Source organism: Comamonas sp. Tr-654, from assembly GCF_011752915.1.
Lineage (GTDB): Bacteria > Pseudomonadota > Gammaproteobacteria > Burkholderiales > Burkholderiaceae_C > Comamonas.
The window spans coordinates 585,082-606,467 of record NZ_VWWQ01000003.1; the positions used below are offsets into that span (position 1 = coordinate 585,082).

The following is a 21,386-nucleotide window of genomic DNA, read 5'->3' on the forward strand; positions in this document are numbered from 1 at the left end:
CAGCGCCTGGCTCCCAAGCTCCCAAGAAACGCATGCACTGGCTGCTGCGCTCCATTTTCTGGCTGATCGGACTTGCTGTCGCTGCTGCCCTGGCCGCTTTGCTGGCTGTGGCCGTAGCGCTGGCCATGGCTTACCCCAATCTCCCCGATGTCTCCGAGCTCGCAGACTACCGCCCCAAGCTCCCGCTGCGGGTTTATTCCAGCGAGGGGGCTCTGCTGGGTGAATTCGGTGAAGAACGCCGCACCCTGACGCCCATCAACGAGATCCCCAAGGTCATGACGGATGCAGTGCTCGCCATCGAGGACACCCGCTTCTTCGAGCATGGCGGCGTGGACTACAAGGGCATGCTGCGTGCCGCGCTGGCCAACCTGGGCAAGGTAAAGAGCCAGGGCGCCTCCACCATCACCATGCAGGTGGCGCGCAATGTCTACCTCTCCTCCGAGAAGACCTATACCCGCAAGATCTACGAAATCCTGCTGACCTTCAAGCTTGAGCATCTGCTCACCAAGGAGCAGATCCTCGAGATCTACATGAACCAGATTTTCCTGGGCAACCGTGCCTATGGCTTTGCAGCAGCCTGCGAAGCCTATTTCGGCCATCCGCTCAAAGACATCACGGTGGCCGAAGCCGCCATGCTGGCCGGCCTGCCCAAGGCCCCCTCGGCCTATAACCCAATCAGCAACCCCAAGCGCGCACGCATCCGTCAGCTCTACATCATCGAGCGCATGGAGGAAAACGGCTTCATCACTGCAGAGCAGGCCAGGCAGGCTCGTGAAGAGCCACTCAAGCTGCGCACGGCGGCCAACTCGACCCGCGTACACGCGGAGTACGTGGCAGAAATGGCCCGCCAGTTGATCTTTGCCCAGTACGGCAACGACGCCTATACCCGCGGCCTGAACGTCTACACCACCCTCAATGCCGGCGAACAAGAGGCCGCCTACAAGGCTTTGCGCGAAGGCATCATGAACTACGAGCGCCGTCAGAAGTACCGCGGCCCCGAGAAGTTCATCACCCTGCCCAGCAATGCGCAGGAGCTGGAAGACGCCATTGACGATGCCCTGGCCAACCACCCCGACAACGGCGACGTGGTTGCGGCCGTGGTGCTGGAAGCCTCGCCACGCAAGATTGTCGCGGCCCGTGCGGACGGTACCCATTTCGAGATCACCGGCGACAACCTCAAGCCCGCCGAGTCCGGCCTCAGCCCCAAGGCTCCGCCCAACATCAAGATCCGCCCCGGTGCCGTGATCCGCGCCGTCAAGAACACCAAGGGAGCATGGGAAATCACCCAGCTGCCCGAAGTCGAAGGCGCTTTTGTCGCCATGTCCACACAAACCGGTGCCATCCGCGCGCTGATCGGTGGTTTCGACTTCGAAAAGAACAAGTTCAACCACGTGACCCAGGCCTGGCGTCAGCCCGGCTCCAGCTTCAAGCCCTTCATCTACTCGGCGGCACTGGAGCACGGTTTCTCGCCTTCCACCATGATCAATGACGCACCGATCTTCTTCAGTGCAGCAACCACCGGTGGCCAGCCCTGGGAACCCAAGAACTACGACGGCCGCTACGACGGGCCCATGACCATGCGCACGGGCTTGAACAAGTCCAAGAACATGATCTCCATCCGACTGCTGCAGGCCATCGGCCCCAAGACCGGACAGGAATGGGCGACGCGCTTCGGCTTTGAAGCCTCCAAACAGCCCGCCTATCTGACCATGGCCCTGGGTGCCGGCTCGGTCACGCCGCTTCAGATGGCAGGGGCCTACTCGGTGTTTGCCAACGGCGGCCATCGCATCAACCCCTGGCTGATCGCCCGCGTGACCGACCACAAGGGCCGTATCCTCTCCGAATTCACCCCTCCGGCGGTGAAGGAGCTGCCCCAGGCCATTCCCGAGCGCAACGCCTTCCTCACCGGCACCTTGCTCAATGATGTGGCACGCGTGGGCACGGCTGCACGTGCGCAAGCCACACTCAAGCGCCCTGACCTGTATGGCAAGACCGGCACCACCAATGACTCGGTGGATGCCTGGTTTGCCGGCTACCAGCCCAACCTTGCCGCGGTCTCCTGGATCGGCTACGACACACCGCGCAATCTGGGCTCGCGTGAAACCGGTGGCGGCCTGAGCCTGCCCATCTGGATCAGCTTCATGCAGCACGCGCTCAAGGGCGTGCCTGTGGCCGAAGTGCAGGCGCCGCCCGGCGTGGTCAATATGGGCGGCGACTGGTATTACGAAGAAAACGCCCGCAACGGCGGCGTCTCCAGCCTCGGCATGGAAGGCGCCTCCGACCCGAATGCAAGCGGCAATGCCGGCCCGGGTGCCACCCAGCCACCGGCCGCAGAGGAGCGCAGCCGCATTCTGGACCTTTTCAGAAACTAAGCCTTCGCAAAGCAAAAAGCCTGCCTCTCGTCGAGGCAGGCTTTTTTATTCCAGCGCCCCGAATACTCAGGCCAGGGCCTTGAACTCCAGCGCCATGCCCGACTGCTCGCTCGCGTATTGCGTCAGATTGGCAAAGAACTCGCCAGCACCCTTGGTGTCCAGCCAGACCTTCTTGTCTTCGTCAAAACGATAGTGAAAGCCGCCAGCCTTGGCCGCCAGCCAGATTTCATGCAGGGGCTTTTGCTGGTTGATGACAATCTGGCTGCGATTGGCAAAAACCAGTGTCACCATGCCGCCCACGCGCTGGGCATCAAGGTCGGCATCGGTTTCGTCATCGATGCGGTCGCAGCATTTCTCCACAGCCAGCAGAAGTTGGTCGGCGCGGTCCAGATATTCAAGGTCAGTCATTACAATTTGCCCATGTTGAAAGCCAACCAAATTCTAGTCAGGAGCATTGCCCTTGCGGCTTGTGCGGCGTCCCTCGCCGCACTTTCGGCCTGTGGACAAAAGGGCCCGCTCTATCTGCCCACCGATCCTGCCGCCCAGGGCCGTGCCACGCTGCCCGAAACGCTGGGCATTTCCAGCAAGCCGTCCGCCACGGAAACACCTGCGACCCCAACCAAGCCACCGCTCGAGGCCGGCGAGACGGACCAGACCGATGCCAAGCCCTGAGGCTTGATACACATCAACATGTCGCCCAGGCTTACTCTCTAGAGTGACGGCATCTTGTCCTTTGACAAACCGTCATGTCCATTGAGCTCTATCGCGACAAAAACCACATCTGCCTGATGTTCACCGACCTCATTGAGGAGGACGGTCAGGCCATTCAGGCCAATCAGTTCCTGATTGTGGACCACGGCACGGGAGCCATCATCGATCCCGGCGGCAACCTGGCTTTCAACGAGCTGTTCATGGGCATGTCGCGGCATTTTCCGCCGCAAAAGCTCGCCTATCTGATTGCCTCACATGCCGACCCGGACATCATTGCCTCGCTGGACCGCTGGATGAGCAGCACGCGCGCGCAACTGGTCATCTCGCGCATCTGGGAGCGCTTTGCACCGCACTTCACCAAAGTGGGCAAGACGGAAAACCGCGTCATCGGCGTGCCCGATGCGGGCGGACGCCTGCCGCTGGGGCATAGCGAACTGGTGCTGCTACCCGCGCATTTCCTGCATGCCGAGGGCAACTTCCACTTCTACGACCCGATCAGCAAGATTCTGTTCACGGGCGACCTCGGCGTATCCCTGACCACCGGCGCAGAAGCCCAGAAGCCCGTCACCGACCTAGGCCCGCACATCGCACGCATGGAAGGCTTTCACCGTCGCTACATGGTCTCCAACAAGATTCTGCGCCTTTGGGTTCAGATGGCGCGCCAGCTCCATATCGACATGATCGTGCCCCAGCATGGCGCTCCCATCATGGGCAAGCGGGCGATTGGCGATCTGTTCGACTGGCTCGAAGGCCTGCAGTGCGGCATCGACCTGTTCGACCAGGATGCCTACCGGCTTCCTTCGGCGCAGATCGACCCGGTCTCGCGTCAGGTACGTCCACCCCTGCGCGCTGCAGCCGGTTGATTGCCTCTGAGTGCATGCAGCACTCGCCAGCCAAGCAAGCTACCGAGAATGGCTGCATAAACCGCTACCTCGGCAAAATTGTTCTTGCTGGCGCGCATCCAGAAAAAATGCAGCAAGGCCAGCGGCACCGCCACATAGACCGCGCGGTGCAGCCATTGCCAGCGCTTGCCGCCTAGAGCCCTGAGCATGAACTTTGGCGAGGTGGCAGCCAACACCAGCAGCAGCAGCCAGGTGCTGAAACCCACCAGAATGAATGGACGCTTGGGGATATCAGCCAAGATATCGCCCCAATCCAGCCCCATGTCGAACCAGGCATAGCAAAGCAGGTGCAGACAGGCGTAGAAGAACACATACAGGCCCAGCATGCGCCGGTAACGCACCAGCAGATTCCAGCCGCTGATCTGGCGCAGCGGCGTCACCGCCAGCACGATGCAAAGAAAACGCAGAGTCCAGTCACCCGTGCTGCGCAGCAGGGCCTCGGCCGGATTGGCCCCCAGCCCGTCAGTGAACGCCGCATAGAACAGCCATGCGCAAGGCAGCAGGCACAGCGTAAAGACCAGCGGCTTGGCCCAGGGCTTGAGCAACCAGGCCTGCATCAGTAGAACTTCTTCAGATCCATGCCCGCATACAGCGACGCCACCTGATCGCCATAGCCGTTGAACAGCAAGGTCTTGCGGCGCTTGGCGAACAGCCCGCCCTCACCAATGCGCCGCTCGGTGGCCTGGCTCCAGCGCGGATGATCGACCTCGGGATTCACATTCGAATAAAAGCCGTACTCGTTGCGTGCCGCCTTGTTCCAGGCGGTGCCCGGCTCCTTGTCGGTCAGGCGGATTGCCACCAGCGACTTGGCGCTCTTGAAACCATATTTCCAGGGCACGACCAGACGCAGCGGCGCACCATTCTGGTTTGGCAAGACCTCGCCGTACATGCCGAAGGCCAGCAGCGTCAGCGGATGCATGGCCTCATCCAGCCGCAAGCCCTCGGTATAGGGCCAGTCCAGCACGCCGCTTCTGAGTCCGGGCATCTGGGCCTTGTCGGCCAGGGTGACGAATTCCACATACTTGGCGCCGGAGAGCGGCTGCACTTTCCTCAGCAGTTCGGACAGCGAGTAGCCCACCCAGGGGATGACCATGGACCAGCCCTCCACGCAGCGCAGGCGGTAGATGCGCTCTTCCATGGGTGCGAGCTTGAGCAGGCTGTCGATGTCCAGAGTCTGCGGCTTCTGCACGAGACCTTCGATGCGCACCGTCCAGGGCCGGGTCTTGAGCGTGTGTGCATTGCGTGCGGGCTCGTCCTTGTCCAGACCGAACTCGTAGTAGTTGTTGTAGCTGGTCACGTCCTGGTAGCTGGTGGCCGCCTCCACGGTCATGGCGCCAGCCACCTTGCTGGCCACGCCCTTCAGGGCGGGTAGATGCACACGATCGGCCGCAGCCAGCGCATCACGGCCGGCCCAGCCTGCCAGGGTCGCGCCAGCAGCGCCCATGGCCAGGGTCTGCAGAAAGTCCCGGCGCTGCAGGTATTGGCTCCGAGGCGTGATCTCGCTGCCCAGTGGATGTTCAAAGCCTTGGTTGCGGTGACGTATCAGCATAGGAATGCTCCCAAACGACGATCAAGAGTAGTGCGATTTGGAAGCCCTCTGCGTCAGCAAAGTTCCTCCGAGCTTCTCAATAAAAAAGGAGCTGCCAGCGCTTGATGATCAAAGGTTTCAGACTGTTTTCAATCTGAATTCCTTATTCAATCAGCGCAAGCAGCTCCTGTTTTTTGGAGTGCCTGGTACGAGGCCTACAGCTCGCCGTAGCTGTGCAGACCCGACAGGAACATGTTCACACCCAGGAAGGCAAAGGTGGTGACGGCCAGACCCGCCAGCGCCCACCAGGCGGACACCGTGCCGCGCAGACCCTTCATCAAGCGCATATGCAGCCAGGCCGCATAGTTGAGCCAGACGATCAGCGCCCAGGTTTCCTTGGGGTCCCAGCTCCAGTAGCCGCCCCAGGCCTCGGCCGCCCACAGAGCGCCGAGCACGGTGGCAATGGTGAAGAAGGCAAAGCCCACAGCGATGGCTTTGTACATCACGTCGTCCAGGATCTCGAACGAGGGCAGGCGTGCGGCAATGCGCTTGCGCGAGAGCAGGATGCCGGCCACGATCAGGGCCGAAATGCCGAAGTACACCATCCAGTAGCTGCCGCCGTTCTCGGTCGCGCCCTTGCGAAAGACGATGGGCTCAAAGCACAGGACCACGCCCAGCAGCCACAGCGGCGCCAGCTTGTACCACTTGGTCTCGGTGGCCTGCTGCTTGATCAGGTAGGCAAACGCCACCATGGCCGACAGCGCAAACGTGCCGTAGCCGATGAAGTTGGCGGGCACATGCAGCTTCATCCACCAGCTCTTGAGGGCGGGCACCAGGGGCTGAATCTCATGGGCCTGGCGCACCAGCGTGTACCAGAGCAGAAAGCCCACGGCCGCGCTGACCACCAGCATTACAAAGCCGCCCAGGGCGCGCGTGTCGTAATGCTGCTCGTAGTACAGATAGAAGATGGCCGTCATCCAGCAGAACATGACGAACACTTCGTAGAGATTGCTGACGGGGATATGGCCGATGTCCGGGCCAAGCAGATAGCTCTCGTACCAGCGCACCATGGTGCCGATCAGCGCCATGGCGACGGCCAGCCAGGCTAGGCGCGAACCCAGCAGCGACATGACCGAGCGCTCGCCCTTGGCGAACACGCCTATCCAATAGAAAGCCGTGCTGATGAAGAACACCATACTCATCCACAGGATGGCGGACTGGCTGGAGAGGAAGTACTTCAGGCCGAAGACGGTCTCCGACCGTGCCAGCTCGCCGCCATCCGCTCCTTGGTACAGGCCGATGGCCAGGAGCGAGCATCCCGCCACGCTCAGCATCAGCACTGCCAGCGGGCGCCAGAACCAGCCCAACCAGATCATGGCCGGGATGGTCGCCAGCAAAATGCCCTTCTCATACACATCCATATAGGCGGCATAGCGCTGCAGCGCTATGCCCAGGCCCACGGCCACCACGACCGCGAACAACCAGTCAAACCAGTTGCGGCGGGCGAAATAGCCTTCGTTCAGAGTCAATGTCGTGGTTGCGGTGTTCATACAGAACCTCCGGGAGTCTTCTTTTGTAAGGGCTTGGCCCCGATCAGCTTGTCGGCCAGCATGGCGAACTCGCGGTCGCCATCCATGGTCTTGCGGTTGGTGGACAAGGCCATGTTCGCATGGCTGCCACCATTCGCAGGGGTCAGCCAGATCCAGATGCGGCGGTCACGCACGTACAGCATGGCAAAAACACCGATGATCAGGAAGAGGCAACCCAGGTAAACAATGTTTTTACCGGGAGCCCGCGCCACCTGGAACACGCTGGCCTGGACCTGCTTGAAGTCCTGCAGCATGAAGACCACGGGCGCTGGGTAGAACTGCGCGTCGCTGAGCGAGAACACCGACTGCGTCATGAAGGCCTGAGTCTTCTCGTCGTTCTCGAAAGGCTTGAGCCCTGCCTGCTGACGCACCTGCTGGGCCAGCTCGAACAGCACGCCGTTGAGAATCCGCACCAGCACCTCGCCGGCGCGCTCGCGCTCGGCCTCGGGCACGTTGCTGTCCATGAAGCCCGATATCGCCTGCAGGCCACCGAGCTGACGGCCGTCGGGAGCCTTGAGCTTGCTGTCCTGACCGGCAAACAGCTCCAGCGCCTTGAGCGCGGACTGCGTCAGCGGCTCGGCCAGCTCGGGCTTGGAGACATCGACCGCCCGCTGCACATAGGCTCGCGCCGCCTTTTCCGCCTGGGTCTTGCTCTGCATGGCCTGGCGCAGCTGCATGAAGGTGTTCATCGTGCCCTCAGGGTCGGCAGGCACGCGCAGATAGCGCATCTGGTCAGCCTGGTTCTCACGCACGCCGAGCAGGAATACGGGCTGGCCGTCGCCCGTGTCCACGGGCAGCATGTAGTTCTGGAACTCGCGTGCCTGGCCCGAGGCATCGCGCAGCTTGTAGCCCACGCTGGGGCCGATATTGCGCAAATCCTTTTTGTCCGTGGTCTTGTGGGCTGCTCCCAGGCGCTCGTCGATGGCCTGCCTCAGATCGACCTTGCGCACATCGGTGCCGGCGCCCTTGTCCTGGCCGCCGAAGTTCTCCACATTGATGGTGCGCAGCGCCGTGTACTCCAGCGTCACCTTGTCCTGCTGGCCATCGGCCAGCTTGCGCTCGAACTCGGTGGAGTTGCCGATCACGCCCTCCACGTCGAAGGGCTGTGAGACGCCGTCCATGGGCACTGCATGCAGCTTGACGCTGGAGCCGCCGTCATCGAAGCTGCTCTGGTAGATCTCGATGCCCTTGTAGCTGGCCGGATGGTTCACCTCCACGCGCTTTTCCAGCTTCTCGCCGGTGGCGCGGTCATGAATCACGATCTCGCTGGCAAACAGCTTGGGCATGCCAGTGGAGTAGTACTCCACGATGAATTTCTTGAGTTCCACCGAAAATGGCAGATCTTGCAGCAAGATGCCGTCCGATTGATTCAGGATGGCCGTGCCGGACTGCGTGCCTTCAGAGACCATGAGGTTGCCGCGGAAGGTCGGATTCTTGATGGACAAACGGTGCTCGGGCGCGACGTCCGAGATCATGCCGCCGCCGGTATAAGGTGTTTTGCCTCCCAGCAGCATCTGCGCCCGCACGATGAGGTCGCCGTCAAACAGCCCGCCGATGCAGATCAGCACGATTGCACAATGCGCGGCGATATAGCCCAGCTTGTTGACCGCACCGGCCTTGGCAGCCAGCATCCAGCCGGTGCCGGGCCCGGCCGCCGTGTCGCGCTGCTGCATCTTGACCTTCCAGCCGCCGGATACCAGTTGCTGGCCGAGGCGCTTGGCGGCCTCTTCGGTACTGCCCGCCACATCGGCCTCGGCGCGATGGTGGAATGCCTTGAGGCTTTGTTCGCGGAGGTTTTCCTTGTAATTGCGGATATCGGCCAGATATTTGGGGGCATGGCGGCTCACGCACAGCGAGGTGCTGATGACCAGAAACGTCAGAATCAGCAGAAACCACCAGGCGCTGTAGACCGCGTTGAGCTTGAGCGCCAGAAACAGCTGCGCCCAGAAGGGGCCGAACTGGTTGACATAGTTGACCAGCGGTTCATGTTGCTTGAGCACCGTGCCGATGACCGATGCGATGCAGATCACTGTGAGCAGTGAAATCGCAAAGCGCATGGAGGCCAGCAACTCCAGAGTCGCGCGCACTGCCTGTGAGCGAGAGGAGTCACGATCGCGAAGTGGAAGGTCTGACATGGGGATGAGATAGAGCCGAACGCAAAAAGGCGGGCCATCTGCTGAACTAGCCGATGGGTCCGCCTGACTTGGGGGGTGCCAGATGCCTGAAAGTTCCCGGAGTCACCCGCGCATCTGGTGAAAAGGATTTTTAACGCAAGCCAGCTATATAGTCTGCCACGGCCTTGATTTCGCGATCATTAAGCTTGGCAGCAACCTGGGCCATGGGAATGCTATTGCTGCGCTTGCCGTCGCGAAAGTCCGTCAACGACTTCACGGTATATTCAGCATGCTGACCCGACAGACGCGGGTACTGGGCCGGAATGCCGGAGCCATTGGGGCTGTGGCAACCTGCGCAGGCAGCAATCTGACGATCCTGAATGCCACCGCGGAAAATGCGCTCACCCAGTGCGATGGAGTCCTTGTCCTTGGAGAAGCCGTTCTTGGGCGCCTGGGTATGCAGCCAGGCCGCGATATTCTGCATATCGCCATCGCTGAGCGTGGAGGCAAAGCCCTTCATCACCGGATCGTTGCGCTTGCCGTCCTTGAACTCGCGCAGCTGCTTGACTAGATACTCGGGGTGCTGGCCTGCAAGCTTTGGCTGCAAAGGAATGGTGGAATTGCCATCTGCGGCATGACAGGCGACGCAAACCGCCCCATAACTGGCTTGCCCTTTGGCAGCATCCGCCTTGACAGGTGTTTCTCCCGCCGAAAATGCGGGGAAGGCAGGTGCTGCGAAAATGGCAGCAGTCAGCAAAGAGGCAAGCAACTTCATATCAAGGGGCTGGGTCTATTGTTGAGAGCGCGAATCCGTCAAATTCTACAATGGGCCTCCCTGAAATAGTTACCGTCATGACCCATGCTTCCCCGGATACCACTGCCGGAAAATCACTTTCTTTGATCGACAGCAAGCTTGCGATGGGCTGGATGCACACCGCACGCTTTTTTACGACCGCAGCCCAGCTCAATCAGCTGCCCAAGGTCGAGGTTCCCGAGATCGCCTTCGTCGGCCGCTCCAATGCTGGCAAGTCCACCGCCATCAATACCCTGACCCAGCAAAAACAGCTGGCCTTCGCCTCCAAGAAGCCCGGCCGCACCCAGCACATCAACCTGTTTTCGCTGGGCAAGCAGGGCGTGACCGATGCCGTGCTGGCCGACTTGCCCGGCTACGGCTACGCGGCCGTCTCGCGCACTGACAAGGAGCGCTGGCAGCGCGTCATGCTCAACTATCTGATGAGCCGCGAAAGCCTCTCCGCCGTGGTGCTGCTGTGCGACCCGCGCCTGGGCCTGACCGAACTCGACGAAGCTCTGCTGGACGCCATCCGTCCGCGCGTGGAGCAAGGCCTGAAGTTCCTCATCGTGCTGACCAAGGCCGACAAGCTGACCCGCGCCGAGCAGGCCAAGATCCTGTCCATCACCAAGCTCAATGCGGGCGGTGGCGAGGTGCGTCTGTTCTCCGCCCTCAAAAAGCAGGGTGTGGACGATGTGGCCCAGTTGCTGTGGCACTGGTGCCACCCCGAGGGATTGCCCCAGGCAGGTTTGCCCCAGGCGGGAATGCCCCAGGCTGCTCCGGTCACCCAAGCGACGCCCGCTGACGGGACGCCTGCGCAAAATCAGCCATAGGCGCTTATCTTGCAAGCGCCAGAAGCTACAAAAAGGAGAGCTTCATGGTCATGACTTGCACGCATACCCTGTCCACAGGGGTTGAACTGGAATGCCGTACCAGCGGCGAGCCGGGTCAGCCCCTGTTGCTGTTTCTGCACGGTTTTCCCGAAGGTGCCTTCATCTGGGATGCGCTGCTTGCGCAATTCGGCAGCCGCTATCGCTGCGTGGCCCCCAATCTGCGCGGTTATGGCCGCTCCAGCCAGCCCACGGCCATCAGCGACTACCGCGCCAAACACCTGGTGGAGGATCTGGCCGCCCTGATTGCGCTGGAAAGTGCCGACAAGCGCGCTGCCTGCGTGATTGCCCATGACTGGGGCGGAGCCGTGGCCTGGGGCCTGGCTAACCGCTACCCCCAGCAGCTTGAACGGCTGCTGATACTCAACTCCCCGCATCCGGGCAGCTTCCTGCGGGAGCTGCAGTCCAACCCGGTGCAGCAGTCCGCCAGCCAGTACATGCATTTTCTGCGCCGACCCGATGCGCCCGAGTTGCTGGCCGAAAACGGCTGGCAACGCATGCTGGGATTCTTTCAGAACCCAGACGGCAGCACGCCCGCATGGCTGACGCCCGAGCGCAAGCAGCAATACCGCGAGCATTGGGATCTGGGCGTGCACGGCGCCTGCATGTTCTACGCTGCCAGCCCGCTGGTGCCGCCCCGACCCGGCGGCAGCGCCGATGAACTGCAAGACATTCGCGAACTCAGCCTACCCGATGAAATGCTGCACATTCCTGTACCGGTGCGCATTCTCTGGGGGGACAGCGACCTGGCACTGCAGCCTGCTTTGCTGCATGGGCTGGAGCAATGGGTGCCGCAGCTGGAGATAGAGCATCTCCAAGGCTGCAGTCACTGGGTGGTCCATGAGAGGCCCGAGGCTGTGCAGCGCGCCCTGACCGAATTTCTTAAGACGCCAGTGCGCTCCTGAAAAAGAAGCTTCCAGCGCCCAGCCATCATGGCATGGAGAACGATCTGACGCCTATTTCTCGGAGTACAACGATGGCTCGCCGTCAGGGCGCGTCTTGAAGCGTTTGTGCACCCAGTAATACTGCGGAACCATGGTCATGATGGCGGCCTGCAGCTCACGGTTCATGCGGGCGGTGTCGGCCACATGGTCGTCCGTCGGGAAGTTCTCCCAGGCCGGCGTCAGCTCTGCCACATAGCCCTCAGGCGTCATGCGGTTGTAAAGCGCCACCACTTTCGCCTTGCCCAGGCGCGCAAAGCGCGAAAGCGAGGGAATCGTGGCAGTGTCCTGCACCGCGAAAAAGGGCACAAACACCGAGTCATTCTTGCCGTAGTCCATATCGGGCAGCAGATACAGCAGCCCGCCCTTGCGCAGGCACTGGATGATGGGTTTGACGCCGTCGGCGCGGTTGAGCATCTTCACATTGCCAAAGCGCTGGCGGCCATTCATGAACCAGCGGTCCAGATCCGGATCGGGATTGGTGGCGAAGATGGAAGTGAACTCGCGCTCGGTATTGAGCGGCAGGGCCAGGCCACCGGCATCCATGCTGTAGAAATGCGGCGCGAAGACGATGGTGGGCGTATCTCCCTCCAGCTCATGCGTGGCTCCGACCAGCTTGACACGGCTGCGCACCAACTCCTCGGAGCCGAACCACAGCCAGCTTCTGTCTAGAAAAGTCTGACAAAAGACTTCAAAAGACTCTTTCGCCCAGGCTTTGCGCTGTACCTCAGGCACATCAGGAAAGCACAGCTCGAAGTTGCGCAGCGCGATGCGCCGGCGCTGGCCCGCCACCACAAACAGCACACGCCCCACAACCTTGCCCAACCCGCGCAGCAGGGGCAGCGGCAGCTTGGCCAGCACATGCATGCAGCCGATGGCGATCTTGCTGGCACTCATGCCTTCTCCCCCGAGATTTGCTTGTCTTCCCGCGGCTGCTTGTAGCGGCCGTAGCCCCACAGGTATTGCTGCGGAGACTGGCGGATGGTGGTTTCCATGGCGCGATTGATCAGCGCCACGGTGGCGTCCAGCGATTGAGATTCGGGCACAGGCAATTCCTCTAGATACAGCGTATAGCCCCGCCCCCAGGACTTGCGCTCGCACCGCGCCACGATGACGGTGGCCCCAGTTTGCAGCACCAGTCGCGCTGCCAATGTCATCGTATATGCATCGCGGCCGAAAAAAGGCGACCAGATACCCAGCCCGTTGGGCGGAACCTGATCGGGCAGCAACCCCACAGCAGCGCCCTGACGCAGGGCCTTGATCATCTGCCGCACGCCCGCCAAGGTGGTGGGAACAGCCTGGACGCCGGGACGATTGCGCGCGGTTTCCAGAATCTCGGCCAGCCAGCCCTGGCGTGCGGGGCGATAGAGCACGGTGATTGCGCCATGCCGGTCCGACCAGCGCCGCGCTGCAGCCTGCACGGACATCTCGAAGCAGCCCAGATGTGGCGTGAGAAACACAATGCCCTTGCCACGTGCATAGGCCTGCTCGACCACGGCTTCGTTGACGATGTCGCACTCCGGCAACTGACCCAGCCAGATGCGCGGCATCTCGAACACCATGCGCCCCGCATGCCCGACCGCAGCCCTGACCTGCGCAAAGGCATAGCCGGCCTGTGCGGCATTGGCTGCAAATCGGCGCCGATAGGTGGGAGATAGCGCCCAGGTCATCCATCCCATGGCAGCGCCAAGGCCATGCAATAGCCATAAAGGCAGTGCAGCAAACAGTCGAAACAGGGAAGGCATTAGAATAGCGGGGTCGCTGAGTTAAAGAGCAACTTGCAGGGCGACGTAAAAACAAAACTGCTAAAGCGTTCGCCAGACTTCGAAGCTCGGGCAACGCAATTGCCCAAGCAACAAGGAGTTATATCAATGGCGAACAGCGATTTTCTGTTTACCTCGGAATCGGTTTCTGAAGGCCACCCTGACAAGGTTGCCGACCAGATCTCTGACGCGATTCTGGACGCTATTTTCACCCAAGACCCGCACAGCCGCGTGGCTGCCGAGACACTGACCAACACTGGTCTGGTGGTATTGGCTGGTGAAATCACCACCGGCGCGAATGTGGACTACATCCAGGTCGCACGCGACACCATCAAGCGCATCGGCTACGACAACACCGAATACGGCATCGACTACAAGGGTTGCTCGGTGCTCGTCGCCTACGACAAGCAAAGCCAGGACATCGCCCAGGGCGTGGACAAGGCCAGCGATGACGAGCTGAATACCGGCGCTGGCGACCAGGGCCTGATGTTCGGCTACGCCTGCGACGAAACACCCGAGCTGATGCCCGCGCCCATCTATTACGCGCACCGCCTGATGGAACGCCAGGCCCAGCTGCGCAAGGATGGCCGTCTGCCTTTCCTGCGCCCGGACGCCAAGAGCCAAGTAACCCTGCGCTATGTGGACGGCAAGCCCCACAGCATCGACACCGTGGTGCTGTCCACACAGCACAGCCCCGATCAGTCGGAAACAGCAACCAAGATGAAGGCATCGTTCACCGAAGCCATCATCGAAGAGATCATCAAGCCCGTGCTGCCCTCCGAGTGGCTGCTGGACACCAAGTACCTGATCAACCCCACCGGCCGCTTCGTCGTGGGCGGACCTCAGGGCGACTGCGGCCTGACCGGTCGCAAGATCATTGTGGACACCTACGGCGGTGCCTGCCCCCATGGCGGCGGTGCGTTCTCCGGCAAGGATCCAACCAAGGTGGACCGCTCGGCTGCCTATGCCGCCCGCTATGTGGCCAAGAACGTGGTGGCTGCCGGTCTGGCGCGCCAGTGCCAGGTGCAGGTTGCTTACGCCATCGGCGTGGCCCGCCCCATGAACATCACCGTGTACACCGAAGGCACAGGCGTGATTCCCGATGCGGAAATCGCCAAGCTGGTGGCCGCGCATTTCGACCTGCGCCCCAAGGGCATCATCCAGATGCTCGATCTGCTGCGCCCCATCTACAGCAAGACCGCCGCTTATGGTCACTTCGGCCGCGAAGAGCCCGAGTTCACCTGGGAACGCACCGACAAGGCGGCTTTGCTGCGCGCCGCTGCCGGTCTGAAGTGATTCGGATACCCGCGAAACGGGTCTGAGAATCCGAGGGCTTGAGCCCTCAAGCCTCGCCAGGAAGCCACCGCTACACATTGCGGTGGCTTTTTTGTTGTCGGATCAAGCCGACAAGGATTTCCCCCAAATGAGCACCGCAAGCCTGCGCCCGGCGACTTAGTCTTGAGGCATCGCTTCAGACAAAGGAGTTCCGATGCTCAAGTGGGCTATTATTTTTGCCATCGTTTCCCTGGTGGCCGGTGTTTTCGGCTTCACCGGCGTAGCTGCAGGCGCAGCCGGCATAGCCAAGATCCTGTTCTTCATTTTCATTGCCGTTGCCGTGATCTTCGTGGTTCTGGCCCTGCTGGGCATTGGCGCAGTCAGCTAGTCGACGCAGCCGGACCCGAAACACCAACCCGAATGCCTGCCTTGCGCAGGCATTTTTTCATGCGAAACGGCCTCAAAGCCCCCGGGTAGTCAGCGCCAGCGTCTGGCTGAAGCCGGGTTTAGCCCGGTAAAGCTGGGCAGGCCGGTGCGCCCCGCCACCCTGCATGGCCCCAGGCACGGCCTCCAGCCAGTCCATCTCGTCCATCTTGCGCCTGAAGCTGACCTTGTTCAGCGGCTCACCCAGAATGTTTTCATAGACCTGCTGCAGCTGCGGCAGCGTGAAGGTTTCGCCGCACAAATGCACGGGCAATGAGGAATACAAGCTTTTGCTGCGCACGCGCTCCAGGGCTGCATCCAGGATGGCACGGTGATCGAACGGCAGCTGCGGCAGGGCCGAGAACGGCACCACGCTGAGGTCGGCTCGATCAGGCGGCAGATTCTGCACGGGCAGCAGAGCGCAATAGGCGATTGCCACTGACCAGCCGCGCGGATCGCGCGCCGGGCCGCTGAAAGTAGCCAGTTGCTCAAGATAGGCACCTTCTATGCCCACCTTGGCTCTGAGCACGCGCGCCGCACTGGCCTTGGCGTCTGCATCCTCATCGGTATGAATGAAGCCGCCTGGCAAGGCCCACACCCCGGCAAAAGGCGCAGCCTGACGACGCAGCAGCACGGCATGAAGCTGCTGCTCCACCAGAGTCAGCAGCACCACATCCACACTGACCTGCACCGCTTCCCTGCGCTCATCGCTTTGATTCATTTCTTTACCAACTTCGTTTTTATTGGCTGATTATTTCATACGATCTTAAAAATACTTAGTTGCAAAAATATTTTAAGTATTCTAGACTGCAGACATTGCATCTCGCAGGAAAGCTGAACACCATGAGTCATCCACAAACCCAGCTGCTCATCATTGACCCGCAAAACGACTTCTGCGATCTGCCTGCCGACTGGTGCCCCCGTTCACCAGACACTCATCAGCAGATAGCACCCAGCCTTGCGGTGACGGGCGCTCATGCCGATATGCAGCGCCTGAGCAGCTGGATGGCAGCCCATGGAGACAAACTGGGCCAGATCACCATCACTCTGGACTCGCATCAAGCTTATGACATTGCCCATCCCGCCTTCTGGCAGCAGCGCGATGGCCGTTCCGTCCTTCCATTCACCCCGATCACGGCAGCGCAGGTCCGTGCCGGCGACTATGCACCGCGCAACGCTGCCGAACGGGAACGCACGCTGCAATACCTGGATCAGTTGGAGGCCCAAGGCAGCTACACCCTGATGGTCTGGCCGCTGCACTGCGAGATCGGCAGTTGGGGCCATGGCGTGCATGCCAGCGTGCTCGCGGCCTGCCGCCAGTGGCAGGAGCTGCAGCACCGTGCCACCCGCCATGTCTTCAAGGGCATGAATCCCTGGACCGAGCATTACAGCGCCATTCGTGCCGAGGTTCCCGACCCGCAGGATGGTGAGACCGGCCTGAACACCGCCCTGCTGGCCCAGTTACGCCAGAGCAGCACCCTGGTGATCGCGGGCGAGGCCAGCAGCCACTGCGTGCGCGCCACCACCGAGCACATCGTGGAGCACTGGGGCGGCAGCGATTACTCGCGCATCGTGCTGCTGACGGACTGCATGAGCCCGGTCGCCGGATTCGAGGCCGCGCATCAGGACTTCCTGCAACGCATGCGTGCAACCGGTGTACGCTGCGAAACCAGCGCCAGCTTTGGCTTATGAGACAAATCAGCCTATAGCGCCCATGGATAAAGCGCTAGCAGCTCATATTTTTGAAAAGAAGAACGGCATGAAGCCCATCATCACCAGCCTGCTGGACACCGACCTCTACAAATTCACGATGTGGCAGGCCATGCTGCACCGCCACCCCCAGACCGAGGCCGAGTACGAATTTGTCTGTCGCACGCCCACGGCCTTCCCGCTGGCCGAGCTGCTGCCCGAGGTGGAGCGAGAGCTGGACGCCCTGTGCAGTCTGCGCTTTGACCAGGGGGAGCTGGACTATCTGGCCGGCCTGCGCTTCATGAAGAGCGACTTCATCGACTTTCTGCGCATCTTCCAGTTCCAGCGTGCCTTCATCCGTGCCTGGGCCGAGGGCGACCGGCTGCATATCGTGGCCAAGGGCCCGCAAGTCCATGTGATGGGCTTCGAGATCTATGTGCTGGCCATAGTCAACGAGCTGTACTTCCGCCGCTTCGATGCCGAGGCGGCCCTGGTCGAGGGCCGCAAGCGCCTGCAGGTCAAGCTGGCCCAGCTCAAGCACCTGGCTGTCGAGGCCAAGCTGCACAACCCCTTCGAGCTGTTTGACTTCGGCGTGCGCCGCCGCTTCTCGGGAGCCTGGCAACGCGAGGTGGTACAGGCCTTTGCCCAGGAGACCGCACAGTGGTTCAAGGGCACCTCCAATGTGCTGCTGGCGCGCGATCTGAACCTGGTGCCCATCGGCACCATGGCCCATGAGTATCTACAGACCTATCAAGCCCTGGGCGTGCGTCTGCGCGACTTCCAGGTAGCTGCCCTTGAGGACTGGGTGCAGGAATACCGCGGCGATCTCGGTATCGCCCTGACCGATACCGTGGGCATGGACGCCTTTCTGGCCGACTTCGACATGTACTTCGCCAAGCTGTTCGACGGCCTGCGTCATGACTCAGGCGATCCGTTCGAATGGGGCGAGAAGGCCATTGCCCACTATGACCAGTTGCGCATTGCCCCGCAGAGCAAGCGTCTGGTGTTCTCGGACGGTCTGGATCTGGACACGGCCCTGGCGCTCTACCACCGCTTTGCCGATCGCATCCAATGTGGCTTCGGCATAGGCACGCGATTGACCAATGACATGGGACTGACCACGATCAATATCGTGATGAAGCTGACCCATGCCAACGGCCAGCCTGTGGCCAAGATTTCGGATTCGCCCGGCAAGACGCTGTGCAACGACGAGACCTATCTGGCCTATCTGCGCCAAGTCTTCAACATCCCTGAGCCTGCTGCCAAGGCCACCTGAATCTTCGGAGGCAACCATGCTGAAAGTCACCCTCGCCCAGCTCAACTACATGGTGGGCGACATCAGCGGCAATATCCGCCGCATGAGAGAGGCCGCAACCAGGGCCGCAGCCGAGCAGGCCGACCTGGTGGTGTTTTCGGAACTGTCACTGTGCGGCTACTACCCAGGCGACCTGCTGGACGAGCCCAGCTTTCTGCAAAGGCTGGATGCAGGTCTGCAGGAGCTGCTGCAGGCCACGCGCCAGTTTCCCGATCTGCACTGGGTCGTGGGCGCCCCCACTCGCCACGACGGCCCCGGCAAACCGCTGCACAACAGCCTGCTGGTGCTCAAGAACGGACAGATTCGCCTGCAGTACGACAAGCAACTGCTGCCCACCTACAACATCTTTGACGAGCGCCGCCACTTCGAGCCCGGAGCCGACACGGCCAAGGTGCTGCGCGTGGGCAATTGTCAGGTGGGCTTTCTGGTCTGCGAGGACGGCTGGAACGACCAGGGCGCCGACTACGCCACCAACCCCTTTGTACGCATGGGCGATGCGGCCCCTGATCTGGTCATCAGCATCAACGCCAGCCCCAGTCACCTGGGCAAGCGCGAGCAGCGTCACGAGGTCTTCACCCAGGCGGCGGCGCGCCACAAGCTGGCCATCCTCTATATCAACCAGATCGGCGGCCAGGATCAGATCGTGTTCGACGGCGCCTCGTTTGCCGTGGAGCCCGAGGCGGGCCTGGTGTTTGAAGCCAGACGCTTCGAGGAAGATATCTACACACTGGAGCTGAATGCACAAGGCCGATTTCAGGCCTGCGACGGCACGGCCTTGCCTGCCGTGCCGGCGCAAGGCCTGGCCACCATGGAGTTCTACCGCCAGCAGATCGTGCTGGGCCTGCGCGACTATGCGCGCCGCTGCGGTTTCCAGCAGGTAGTGGTCGGCAGCTCGGGCGGCATCGATTCGGCATTGACGCTGGCCCTGGCCGTCGACGCCCTGGGAGCGGATAACGTGGTCGGCATCACCATGCCGTCGAGCTACTCCTCGGCGGGCTCGGTCGACGACTCCGTGCTGCTGTGTCGCAATCTGGGCATCAGGCTTTACGAGCACCCCATCAAGGAACTGGTCACCACCTATGCACGCCAGTTCGAGGCCAGCTTTGGCGAACCGCTCAAGGGCCTGGCGCTGGAGAATCTGCAGGCCCGCGCACGTGGCACAACTCTGATGGAGTTCTCCAATGCCTTTGGCCATCTGCTGCTGACCACAGGCAACAAATCCGAAGTCTCGGTGGGCTACTGCACCCTGTATGGCGACACCAACGGCGGCCTGGGCCTGCTCGGCGATCTGTACAAGACCGAGGTCTTCGAGCTGTCACGCCATATCAACCGCCATGCGGGCCGCGAGTTGATCCCGCAGGCCGTCATCGACAAGCCGCCCTCGGCCGAACTGGCTCCCGGCCAGAAGGACGAGGACAGCCTGCCGCCTTATGCCGTGCTCGACGAGATTCTCAAATGGCATATCGAAGGCCAGCACCTGTCCAGCAAGGAATATGCGCAGGCTGCTGCCTTTGTGGACAGGCTGCGCACAGAAGCCGGCGGCCCCGAGACCATTGCCCGCGTGCAGAAGCTGGTGTTCCGCAGCGAATACAAGCGCCGCCAGGCTCCGCCCATGCTCAGAGTACGCCCACGGGCCTTTGGCACGGGCCGGCAGATGCCGATTGCGGCACACTACGAATAGCAATGCCCGGCATCTGCTTGAGACAAGCTGGCAACGCCTTGCAGCACCTTGGGTGCGGCCGAGCGCTTGGCGGCCTGTCTCGAATGCCGACTTTGGCCGTACCGGGCCTGATTAAACATTAAAAAGTGAGCTAATTCCGCTTGCCCAGTAAGCGCTTGGCACGCTTTTTATCCATATTTTGCCCTTGCGGGCGCCGATTTCTGTACGGGTTTCGCTCTCATGCCTCAAGCCAGTCCCAACACCTCCAGCAAGCGTGTCATCGCCGCCGCACCCGAGACTCTGCCCACCTCGGTGCCCCTGCATACCGCCGTGCTGATCGGCCGCTTCCAACCTCTGCACAACGGCCATATGGCTTTGCTGCATTCCGCACTGGAGCGTGCTCGCCAGGTCGTGGTGGTACTGGGCAGCGCCTGGCAGGCGCCCAATCCCAAAAACCCTTTCAGCTGGCAGGAGCGCGCGCAGATGCTGCGCAGTGCGCTATCGAAAGAGGATGCCGAGCGCGTACGCTGCGTTCCCGTGCGCGACTATTACAACGAGCCCCTGTGGGTGCATGCCGTGCGCGAAGCCGTGCAGGCCCATGTACCCGAAGGCGCGAGCGTGGCTCTGGTCGGACATTTCAAGGACTCCAGCAGCAGCTATCTGGCACGCTTTCCGGGCTGGGAGCTGATCAGCCTGCCGCGCCTGGGCCAGTTCGACGCCACGCCGCTGCGCGAAATCTTCTTCGGTGAAGGCGACGCCTCGCCCGAGACCATGGGTGCCGCCCTGGCCAGGCTTTCCTCCCAGATGCCAGAGAGCACGCTGGACTTTTTGCGCCGATGGGCCCAGACACCGCTGTATCTGCGCCTGCAAAAAGAATGGCATATGCTGCAGGACTACAAGCGTGCCTGGGCCAAGGCACCTTATGCACCGGTGTTCGTCACCGTGGATGCGCTGCTGCGCTGCCGTGCCAAGGGCCAGGACCAGGTGCTGCTGATCCAGCGCGGCCATGCTCCGGGCCAGGGCCTGTGGGCGCTGCCCGGCGGATTTCTGGAGCAGCGTGACAGCCTCTGGCAATCCTGCATGCGCGAGCTGCGTGAAGAAACCTGCTCCTCCATCAGCGAGGCCGATCTGCTGGCGGCCCTGCAGGCCGTTCAAGTCTTCGATCACCCGGACCGCAGCCTGCGCGGGCGTACCATCACCCATGTGCACTATCTGGATCTGGGCGTGCAGCCCAGTCTGCCCCCGGTACAGGGGGCGGACGACGCGGCCCTGGCACGCTGGGTGCCGGTTGCCGATCTGCCACTCATGGAAGCCGAGTTCTTCGAGGACCATTTCCAGATCCTGTGCCAGTTCCTACCTGTGACTCTGGCTCAGAGCGAGCCCGAGCGCCAGGTCGCCTGATATATCAAAACCATAGCAGAAAG

At 61.7% G+C, this 21,386-nt stretch carries 20 protein-coding genes; 11 read left to right on the top strand and 9 right to left on the bottom strand.

Annotated elements, in window-relative coordinates; translation table 11 throughout:
- Positions 1-32: 32 nt before the first annotated feature.
- Positions 33-2,372, top strand: coding sequence for a penicillin-binding protein 1A (locus tag F3J24_RS12390; protein WP_167006478.1), 2,340 nt, complete (start codon positions 33-35; stop codon positions 2,370-2,372).
- Positions 2,373-2,438: 66 nt separating this feature from the next.
- Here F3J24_RS12390 and cyaY read toward each other — a convergent pair whose 3' ends face one another.
- The gene (gene cyaY / locus F3J24_RS12395) at positions 2,439-2,780 is read right to left on the bottom strand and encodes an iron donor protein CyaY (protein ID WP_003058729.1); all 342 of its coding nucleotides are present in this window, start codon (positions 2,778-2,780) and stop codon (positions 2,439-2,441) included.
- Between the two features lie 12 nt (positions 2,781-2,792).
- On the opposite strand from cyaY, the gene F3J24_RS12400 reads away from it, so the two are divergent.
- Both F3J24_RS12400 and F3J24_RS12405 read left to right on the top strand, forming a co-directional pair.
- Positions 2,793-3,044: a lipoprotein gene (locus F3J24_RS12400; protein WP_167006481.1), complete on the top strand. Its 252-nt coding sequence runs from the start codon at positions 2,793-2,795 to the stop codon at positions 3,042-3,044.
- A gap of 74 nt (positions 3,045-3,118) precedes the next feature.
- Positions 3,119-3,946 carry an MBL fold metallo-hydrolase gene (locus tag F3J24_RS12405; protein WP_167006484.1) on the top strand — a complete coding sequence of 276 codons (828 nt, stop codon included), beginning with the start codon at positions 3,119-3,121 and terminating at the stop codon, positions 3,944-3,946.
- On the opposite strand, the gene F3J24_RS12410 is transcribed toward F3J24_RS12405, so the two are convergent.
- The 5 genes from F3J24_RS12410 to F3J24_RS12430 all read right to left on the bottom strand — a co-directional run bounded on the left by F3J24_RS12410 (position 3,910) and on the right by F3J24_RS12430 (position 9,991).
- Positions 3,910-4,542, bottom strand: a complete 633-nt coding sequence (locus tag F3J24_RS12410) for a sulfite oxidase heme-binding subunit YedZ (RefSeq protein WP_167006487.1) — start codon at positions 4,540-4,542, stop codon at positions 3,910-3,912. The genes F3J24_RS12405 and F3J24_RS12410 overlap by 37 nt on opposite strands.
- Positions 4,542-5,534 carry a protein-methionine-sulfoxide reductase catalytic subunit MsrP gene (gene msrP, locus F3J24_RS12415; RefSeq protein ID WP_167006490.1) on the bottom strand — a complete coding sequence of 331 codons (993 nt, stop codon included), beginning with the start codon at positions 5,532-5,534 and terminating at the stop codon, positions 4,542-4,544. The genes F3J24_RS12410 and msrP overlap by 1 nt, the downstream gene beginning before the upstream one ends.
- Positions 5,535-5,728: 194 nt before the next feature.
- Complete coding sequence (gene ccsB / locus F3J24_RS12420) at positions 5,729-7,063, bottom strand: c-type cytochrome biogenesis protein CcsB (RefSeq protein ID WP_167006493.1); 1,335 nt, start codon at positions 7,061-7,063, stop codon at positions 5,729-5,731.
- Positions 7,060-9,237, bottom strand: a complete 2,178-nt coding sequence (locus F3J24_RS12425) for a cytochrome c biogenesis protein ResB (RefSeq protein ID WP_167006496.1) — start codon at positions 9,235-9,237, stop codon at positions 7,060-7,062. The genes ccsB and F3J24_RS12425 overlap by 4 nt, the downstream gene beginning before the upstream one ends.
- A gap of 130 nt (positions 9,238-9,367) precedes the next feature.
- Positions 9,368-9,991, bottom strand: a complete 624-nt coding sequence (locus F3J24_RS12430) for a cytochrome c (RefSeq protein ID WP_167006499.1) — start codon at positions 9,989-9,991, stop codon at positions 9,368-9,370.
- Positions 9,992-10,068: 77 nt separating this feature from the next.
- Here F3J24_RS12430 and yihA point away from each other — a divergent pair, with 77 nt between their 5' ends.
- Positions 10,069-10,839 carry a ribosome biogenesis GTP-binding protein YihA/YsxC gene (gene yihA, locus F3J24_RS12435; RefSeq protein ID WP_167006502.1) on the top strand — a complete coding sequence of 257 codons (771 nt, stop codon included), beginning with the start codon at positions 10,069-10,071 and terminating at the stop codon, positions 10,837-10,839.
- A 44-nt stretch (positions 10,840-10,883) separates the two neighbouring features.
- Positions 10,884-11,801 (top strand): alpha/beta fold hydrolase, encoded by a 918-nt coding sequence (locus F3J24_RS12440; RefSeq protein WP_167006505.1) that lies wholly within the window; start codon positions 10,884-10,886, stop codon positions 11,799-11,801.
- A gap of 51 nt (positions 11,802-11,852) precedes the next feature.
- Here F3J24_RS12440 and F3J24_RS12445 read toward each other — a convergent pair whose 3' ends face one another.
- Both F3J24_RS12445 and F3J24_RS12450 read right to left on the bottom strand, forming a co-directional pair.
- A complete protein-coding gene (locus tag F3J24_RS12445) occupies positions 11,853-12,734 on the bottom strand; it encodes a lysophospholipid acyltransferase family protein (protein ID WP_167006508.1) in 882 nt (293 codons plus the stop codon).
- The gene (locus F3J24_RS12450) at positions 12,731-13,582 is read right to left on the bottom strand and encodes a lysophospholipid acyltransferase family protein (protein ID WP_167006511.1); all 852 of its coding nucleotides are present in this window, start codon (positions 13,580-13,582) and stop codon (positions 12,731-12,733) included. The genes F3J24_RS12445 and F3J24_RS12450 overlap by 4 nt, the downstream gene beginning before the upstream one ends.
- Positions 13,583-13,708: 126 nt before the next feature.
- Between F3J24_RS12450 and metK the strand changes: the two genes are divergently transcribed.
- Both metK and F3J24_RS12460 read left to right on the top strand, forming a co-directional pair.
- A complete protein-coding gene (metK, locus tag F3J24_RS12455; RefSeq protein WP_003061970.1) occupies positions 13,709-14,896 on the top strand; it encodes a methionine adenosyltransferase in 1,188 nt (395 codons plus the stop codon).
- Between the two features lie 193 nt (positions 14,897-15,089).
- Positions 15,090-15,263, top strand: coding sequence for a DUF1328 domain-containing protein (locus F3J24_RS12460; protein ID WP_167006514.1), 174 nt, complete (start codon positions 15,090-15,092; stop codon positions 15,261-15,263).
- A 72-nt stretch (positions 15,264-15,335) separates the two neighbouring features.
- Here F3J24_RS12460 and F3J24_RS12465 read toward each other — a convergent pair whose 3' ends face one another.
- Positions 15,336-16,019, bottom strand: coding sequence for an NUDIX domain-containing protein (locus tag F3J24_RS12465; RefSeq protein WP_167006517.1), 684 nt, complete (start codon positions 16,017-16,019; stop codon positions 15,336-15,338).
- 122 nt (positions 16,020-16,141) lie between these two features.
- Here F3J24_RS12465 and F3J24_RS12470 point away from each other — a divergent pair, with 122 nt between their 5' ends.
- The 4 genes from F3J24_RS12470 (at position 16,142) to F3J24_RS12485 (ending at position 21,363) form a co-directional block, all read left to right on the top strand.
- A complete protein-coding gene (locus tag F3J24_RS12470; protein WP_167006520.1) occupies positions 16,142-16,990 on the top strand; it encodes a cysteine hydrolase in 849 nt (282 codons plus the stop codon).
- Between the two features lie 67 nt (positions 16,991-17,057).
- Positions 17,058-18,263 carry a nicotinate phosphoribosyltransferase gene (gene pncB / locus F3J24_RS12475; RefSeq protein WP_167006523.1) on the top strand — a complete coding sequence of 402 codons (1,206 nt, stop codon included), beginning with the start codon at positions 17,058-17,060 and terminating at the stop codon, positions 18,261-18,263.
- A 16-nt stretch (positions 18,264-18,279) separates the two neighbouring features.
- A complete protein-coding gene (locus tag F3J24_RS12480; protein ID WP_167006526.1) occupies positions 18,280-19,983 on the top strand; it encodes an NAD+ synthase in 1,704 nt (567 codons plus the stop codon).
- Positions 19,984-20,202: 219 nt separating this feature from the next.
- Positions 20,203-21,363 carry a bifunctional nicotinamide-nucleotide adenylyltransferase/Nudix hydroxylase gene (locus tag F3J24_RS12485; protein ID WP_167006529.1) on the top strand — a complete coding sequence of 387 codons (1,161 nt, stop codon included), beginning with the start codon at positions 20,203-20,205 and terminating at the stop codon, positions 21,361-21,363.
- Positions 21,364-21,386 lie beyond the last annotated feature (23 nt).